This is a genomic window from Variovorax sp. 01N425 (assembly GCF_056399465.1).
The window spans coordinates 1-6,381 of record NZ_JBFTRJ010000038.1; the positions used below are offsets into that span (position 1 = coordinate 1).

Genomic DNA, 6,381 nt, shown 5'->3' on the forward strand with positions numbered 1-6,381 from the left:
CGTGAACCGCACCAGCCCGCCTCGTCACCGTGCGTGCGACGTCACCGGACAGGGAGAACATTGCACCGGGTTGAACAAGGAGCAAGCTCGCATCTTCAGGGCCGCTTCGCCCCTGGCCGTCACCCGCATCACCGTGGCTTGACCGGAATAAGTTGTTCGCCCCTGGGATGGTATGAATGGCGGAAGATCCGCCTCTATCAGCCTTTCAGCGCGCAGCAAGTCGCACTTCTGGATGTCCTCATGCGCATCGATGGTCATGGGCATATTTGCGGAGTAAAGCCGCTCGAGCAACTGCATGGGCATTGTGAATCCTCGCATCGATACGGGTTGACATCGCCGGCTGATGAATTCGAGTAGACCCAGCGCTAAATGCGTCCCGTCAGCAACAAGACGATCAATACGAGCACGACGATGCCGAGAATTCCGCTCGGACCGTAGCCCCAGCCGCGGCTGTGCGGCCATGACGGAAACGCCCCGACCAGAACGAGGATCAGGATGATCAAAAGAATGGTGCCAATGCTCATGATTCACTCCTAGGTGCTTGCTTGATATCAAGATCAAGATACCGAGGCGGCGCACTCCAGTCTGTTCGCTATCGAACAAACCGGAATGCGCCTGCCTAGCGCCAGCAGATGGATCTTCCTTGCCTCCGGGGCAGCAACGGCCATCACGGCGTCGGGAGCGCTGCGTTCTTCCGCGCGCAGGATTTTTCGATCGCGATCGCCGATGCGCCCTCGCGGGTGATCGCTTCCACATGCACAACTTGCAGCGCGAGTCTTTTCGCCTTGCCTTGAACCTCGAGAGTCACTTCGATCATGCCGCTCGCAGCCAGCCGTTTTGCCGCGGCCACATCCGCCGACAACGTGAGCCGCCGAGGTGGCGTCATTCGTCCGATTCGCATCAGTAATTGGGTATCCATGGCGAGTCCTTTCGGATAAGAGAAACGATCGAGTGCCAGTCAGGGAAGGGGGTGACGCGGCAGGCATATGGTGAAGACGCAACCGACACCCGGCACGTCCCGCACGGTCAATGTGCCGAAGTCTGCTTCGACGCTTTGGCGGGCGATGGAAAGACCCAGCCCCAATCCGGACCTGTCATGACTGTGTTGATTGAAGGGGGCGAACATCTTGGCGGCGATTCCCGATGGCAGCCCGCCGCAATGGTCTTCGACTTCGATCAGGACGTGCTCGCCAAGTTCATAGGCTTTCAAGGCGACGTCGGTGTGCGGGTGCGTGAACTTGAACGCGTTTTGCAGGAGGTTTGCCAGCGCGGCGAGCAGCAGTTCGCGATCTCCCCGGATGGCCAGCAGGGAATCGACAGGCGGCACCTCGAAGACGCAACCGGCGGCGCCTGCAACGAGCTGGGCCGCGGTTTCAGCGTCCTTGATGAACAAGGCGACGGAAAATGTCTGCCGCTGGTCCGGCGCGCCGCTGCGCACCTCGGCGAGCGCCCGGCTGATCAGGGCACCCATTGCTGACAGGCTGCGTTTCAGCACGGCCCCGGTGGCGCCTCTCACTGTCATGTTGCCGAGTTCAAGCGCGTGAATCGCCAAGGTTGCTGTTCCTAGGGAATTGCGCAGCTCGTGAACCAAAAATCCGAAATGCTCTGTCGCGTCGAGGCTCTGCTGGCGGGCGATTTGCGTATCCCGTTGAAAGCTGAACTCGCTGACGGCGTCCGCGATGGCGTTGTCCAGGCAGCGGTTCAATGTCCGGAATTCCGCGACAGCGAACGGGGCATCGCGTTCAAAGGCCAGGTCCGTGATCGCCTGGCAAAGGTCGCCATAGTCGTGAACGACCTGGTCAACCGTGTAGCCCAGCTTCAGCAGCTCCTTGCCATGGGCTGTGGCGGACACCCCCATTTCCGACAAGGCCAGCGAGTCCCCGCCCGATGGCCCCGAGATCCTGATGCTGTCGGCGGGTTTGTTGTCCTCTTCGGCCGCAAGGGTTCTTATCAGCTGCTCGAGAAACAACGGGATGCCATTCGCCAGCTGATGTTCCGTGGCGGCCCGCCGGGGCCTCAGTGCGACCTTCGACTTGCACCGTGAAACCAGCTCCTCCCGGTTGTTGATGAGAAAGTTGCGCATGTTCCGGGACCTCGATGGCTTTCGCCCGCTTCATTCAATGAATGTCGCCTGCTTCTATTAGAGACTTAGAAGGCGTACCGTCATCTTTAGCGGCGCCGGGGAGAATCGTCGGTGCGGTGTCGCACATACCGTGGCGTGCCGATGTGCAATCGGCACTTGCATTCCCTCGACTGTGTGCGGAAGCGCACAGACGCCGAGGTATCGGCGGCAAAATGATGAGCACTTTGGAATCTCCTTCCGCCATGGCATCGTCTTCTCCCTCGTCTTCTTCGCGCGCAGCCGTGGCGCGCAACAGCCTCCTGGAGGTGATGCCGCCGGAGGTGCTGATGGGCCTGATGCCGCTCCTTGAACTGGTGCCGCTCAAGCTGGGCGAGGTGCTGTACGAATCGGGCGTGGTCCAGCAGTACGTGTACTTCCCGACCGATTGCATCGTCTCGCTGCTGTACGTGCTGGAAAACGGGCAATCGGCCGAGATCGCCGTCGTGGGATTCGAGGGGATGGTCGGCGTGGCGCTGCTGATGGGCGGGGGCAGCACGCCCAACCGCGCCGTGGTGCAAAGCGCAGGCCAGGCGTTCCGTCTGAGCGCCAGCCACATCAAGCAGCTGACGGACAACGGCGGACCCCTGCTGCATCTGCTGCTGCGCTACACCCAGTCGCTCATCACCCAGATGTCGCAGACGGCCGTCTGCAACCGACACCACTCACTGGAACAGCAGCTGTGCCGCTGGCTGTTGCTGAGCCTCGACAGGTTGCCCGGCAACGAGCTGGTGATGACCCAGGAACTGATCGCCAACATGCTCGGCGTGCGGCGCGAAGGAGTGACGGAGGCGGCCGGCAAGCTGCAGCGCCTGAACCTGATCAAGTACTCGCGGGGTCACATCACGGTGTTGGACCGCCCGGGGCTGGAGAAGCAGGTGTGCGAGTGCTACGAGGTCGTGAAGCGTGAAACGGATCGCCTGCTCCCTCGTCAGCTCGCAACCTGAGCCAGCGGCGGTCGCGCCGCATTGGTGCGCCTGCGCACAGACGCGAGAGGGGCCCTCGGCAACAATGCGCTCGGTTGCGCATTCCCGCGCTGACTCTTGATTCTTCCCAACAGGCGGTTCCGTGACATCAGCCCCGCCCCGCACCGTCCTCAACCGCCTGCTCGAGGCGCTGCCGCCCGCGGACCGGGTGCATCTGCTCGAGCGCTGCGACAGCGTGCAGTTGGTCACGGCGCAGATCCTCTACGAGCCGGGCGATGTCATTCATCACATCCATTTCCCCACGAGCGCGTTCGTCTCGCTGGTGTCGACCGCGGACGGCCACGATGGCCTCCAGACGGGGATGGTGGGCAACGAGGGGGCCCTGGGCTACGAGCTGTCGCTGGACGTGCAGCGCGCGCCGCTGCGGGCACTGGTGCAGGGGGGCGGCATGGCCTGGCGTCTGACGGCACAATCGTTCGCCCAGGAGCTGGAGCAGAACTCGAAGCTCAAGCGCATCCTCAATCGCTACGTCTGCGTGCTCTTGATGGAATTCGGCCGCTCGGGCCTGTGCAACCGCTTCCACTTGATCGAGGAGCGGCTGGCGCGCTGGCTGCTGACTACACAGGACTGCGCGCATTCGACGCACCTCGCGCTGACCCATGAAGTGCTGGGCCGCATGCTGGGCGTGCGCCGGGTCGGCATCACCAATGCGGCAACGGCGCTGCACAGGCGCCGGTTGATTGACTATCGACGGGGCGTCATCACGATCACGGACCGCGAAGGGCTGGAGAACGCGGCGTGCGATTGTTACCGGGCCAATCGGCGCAGTTATGCGCACCTGATCGCATAGCTGCCGGTCGGCCGCGATGCGCCGCCGTCTTGCATGTGCGCTGCTCCAAGCAACAGGCGGCATGAAGCCGATCGATCCGGAAGTGCGCCTGGCCGGGCCGGCCTTGACCGTCGATTGCATGCGGTCAATGAACGCCATCCTCGAGCCGCAGGCTGTGACTTGGCAGCCTACGTTCCCACCTAGATGTGAACGCGGGAACATAGATGGCAGACGATTTGGAAGACCTCAAGCGCCGGCCGGTGGTGGGGGACAAGAGCGACGGACGCAGCATGAACGACGAAGCCGCGAAGTCGCAGCCGGTGGCACTGTGCCTGCAGCCAGGCGCCTCGGAGTCGCGCCTGGCGCGCGAGTGGGGCGTCAATGCCAATCAGGTGGGACGCGGGCTTCGCGAGCACGGCCATGGTGGTCGCGCGCGCAAGGCCGTGGCCAGCGTGGTGGCGGCGTTCGTGGCGGTCTCGGTGCCGCCTGCTTCGCTGATCGCGGTCCGAAGCGGCGACGACAGCCTGAGGGCGCCGGATGAGGGGCAAACCTCGTCGATTCGAAGCATTGGGGAGGCGAGATTCATCATCATGCACACCATGACTTTCATCACACGCCAAATCGGTGACCTGTTCAGACCTTCCCCTAGAAAGTCGGGGCAATGACGTCCAACTGGCATAGCCGGATTGTCATGGTTTGCCGAAACGGCAGTAATTGATCTACGGAAGCCGGGGCGATTCAGTCTATGTTCGCTGGCGCACCGTCTCATGCCAGGAATGCGCCTAGCCTGAGGGGCCTTCAAAGGATTCTCCATGAGCCGTTCACTACTGACTTTTGCGCTGCTCGGCGCGTTGAGCTTGGCCGCGTGCGATAGACCCACCGCCGTGGTCGCCGTTCCAGCGGCACCCGTGGCTGTGCCCGGACCCGCAGGGCCCCCAGGTATAGCAGGTGCTCAAGGCGTCGATGGAAAAAAAGGGGACACTGGCAAGCCCAGTGAGAGTACTACTGTGATCATCACGCCAGCTCCGGAGGCCCAGCCAGCGAAGTAAAGCGACAGACTTTGCGGATCCCTGAAAAATGCTGAACGGCGAAAGCAGCACACCACCAGTGATGTGCTTTCGCCCCGGTCAAGCCGATAGCACGAAGCGCCATTCACGGCTCGTCGAGGGCGTGATGAATGCTGCCGCGGTCTCGCTGCGATTGCGCGGTCCCGACTTCGAAGCTGCGGCGACCTACCTTGCGCGAACGTCAGCCCTCGGATTAGCAATGATGTCGAAAGTCATCTCAGCGAAAAAGTTGAAGCCGACGGGTAGCCGTAAAGCCAGCACGTATCAATACACCGAGGTTCCGAACTCTTTGTGGCCTGGATGCCTCAGGCTTGCATGCGTTGTGACTTCAATCATTGGCGTCTCGTTGCTGGCCGGCCGGGCCGCGATCACCCATACAACCGCGTCGCGCAGGATCATCGGCGTACTGCGCCCGTGGAGGTAGGTACAAAGCAGAGACTCAGCCGTGAATTGGGAGGGTGCATGGTGCCCTCCATATGGAAGGAGTTGGAACCGTGACACTACCGCTGGGAGGAAGTTTGGACCGTGAGGTAGCGCACAGACCGAACGCCAGAGCCACGCCATGATCTCGTTGACGGCCATCCAGCGCTGGTAGAGGTAGCTTAGGCGCCCGCCCATCCAAGGTGGAGCCTCGATGCTGGCGGGCTGTCACTGTCCAAATCCTGAGCCTCCGACGTTTCAGTGCCCGCCTCAAGCGGGCATTTTTACACCTGTTCCGCGCACAGCCGGTCGACGTAAGCCATTGCCTGGGTCTTTTCTGGACTTGCTCTTGAGGTGGCCAGCAACAATTATCTTGAGCGGCGGCGCTCAAAGTCGTTGACGCCGGGCATTGGGGGAAAGTAGCGCTTTTTATGTACGGAACCGAACAGACCAGTTTCCTCGACTTTCCTAACGTGACTTGCACTCATGGGAGGAAAATCGATGTCAAAGCAAATCATCCACAGCGCGACCATCACTCTGAAGCTGCCGCTCAATACGAGTGCTGAAGAACAGGCGGCAGCGTTGCAGGCCGCCGGCATTCCCATCGACGCAATCGGGAATGCAGCGTCGGGCTTTCTATTCGTTCGGCGCACGAGGGATTGGAAAAATCCGACCAAGATCTTTCGCTGGTTTGCCACAGACATAGGGCTAGTCGCCCTATAACCGAGGCGTTCGGCCGTTCTTTTCCCTCTTCCGGCACCGGAGGTGGTCCGCGCTCGGTCTTGGCTGTAGCGCGCCAAGTATGTTCGCCATCGCACGGACGGTTCACCCCGACCGGCCAACGATGGGGCTGGGTCTTTCCATCGCCCGAATTCCGGTCAAGCCACGGTGATGCGGGTGACGGCCAGGGGCGAAGCGGCCCTGAAGATGCGAGCTTGCTCCTTGTTCAACCCGGTGCAATGTTCTCCCTGTCCGGTGACGTCGCACGCACGGTGACGAGGCGGGCTGGTGCGGTTCACG

At 61.9% G+C, this 6,381-nt stretch carries 8 protein-coding genes; 5 read left to right on the forward strand and 3 right to left on the reverse strand.

The window, feature by feature from the left end; genetic code table 11:
• Positions 1 to 365: 365 nt before the first annotated feature.
• The 3 genes from AC1DSC_RS32345 to AC1DSC_RS32355 form a co-directional block, all read right to left on the reverse strand.
• Positions 366 to 524, reverse strand: a complete 159-nt coding sequence (locus tag AC1DSC_RS32345; RefSeq protein WP_015866021.1) for a DUF3309 family protein — start codon at positions 522 to 524, stop codon at positions 366 to 368.
• 143 nt (positions 525 to 667) lie between these two features.
• Positions 668 to 919: a hypothetical protein gene (locus tag AC1DSC_RS32350; RefSeq protein ID WP_015866022.1), complete on the reverse strand. Its 252-nt coding sequence runs from the start codon at positions 917 to 919 to the stop codon at positions 668 to 670.
• A gap of 39 nt (positions 920 to 958) precedes the next feature.
• Positions 959 to 2,083 (reverse strand): sensor histidine kinase, encoded by a 1,125-nt coding sequence (locus AC1DSC_RS32355; protein WP_015866023.1) that lies wholly within the window; start codon positions 2,081 to 2,083, stop codon positions 959 to 961.
• Positions 2,084 to 2,325: 242 nt separating this feature from the next.
• Between AC1DSC_RS32355 and AC1DSC_RS32360 the strand changes: the two genes are divergently transcribed.
• The 5 genes from AC1DSC_RS32360 to AC1DSC_RS32380 all read left to right on the forward strand — a co-directional run bounded on the left by AC1DSC_RS32360 (position 2,326) and on the right by AC1DSC_RS32380 (position 6,084).
• Entirely contained in the window at positions 2,326 to 3,066 is a 741-nt protein-coding gene (locus AC1DSC_RS32360) for a Crp/Fnr family transcriptional regulator (RefSeq protein ID WP_015866024.1), read from the forward strand.
• Between the two features lie 121 nt (positions 3,067 to 3,187).
• The gene (locus tag AC1DSC_RS32365; RefSeq protein ID WP_015866025.1) at positions 3,188 to 3,895 is read left to right on the forward strand and encodes a Crp/Fnr family transcriptional regulator; all 708 of its coding nucleotides are present in this window, start codon (positions 3,188 to 3,190) and stop codon (positions 3,893 to 3,895) included.
• A gap of 203 nt (positions 3,896 to 4,098) precedes the next feature.
• Positions 4,099 to 4,539, forward strand: a complete 441-nt coding sequence (locus AC1DSC_RS32370) for a hypothetical protein (RefSeq protein ID WP_015866026.1) — start codon at positions 4,099 to 4,101, stop codon at positions 4,537 to 4,539.
• Positions 4,540 to 4,951: 412 nt separating this feature from the next.
• Complete coding sequence (locus AC1DSC_RS32375) at positions 4,952 to 5,365, forward strand: hypothetical protein (protein WP_150106900.1); 414 nt, start codon at positions 4,952 to 4,954, stop codon at positions 5,363 to 5,365.
• 497 nt (positions 5,366 to 5,862) lie between these two features.
• Entirely contained in the window at positions 5,863 to 6,084 is a 222-nt protein-coding gene (locus AC1DSC_RS32380) for a hypothetical protein (protein WP_015866027.1), read from the forward strand.
• The last annotated feature ends 297 nt before the right edge of the window (positions 6,085 to 6,381 follow it).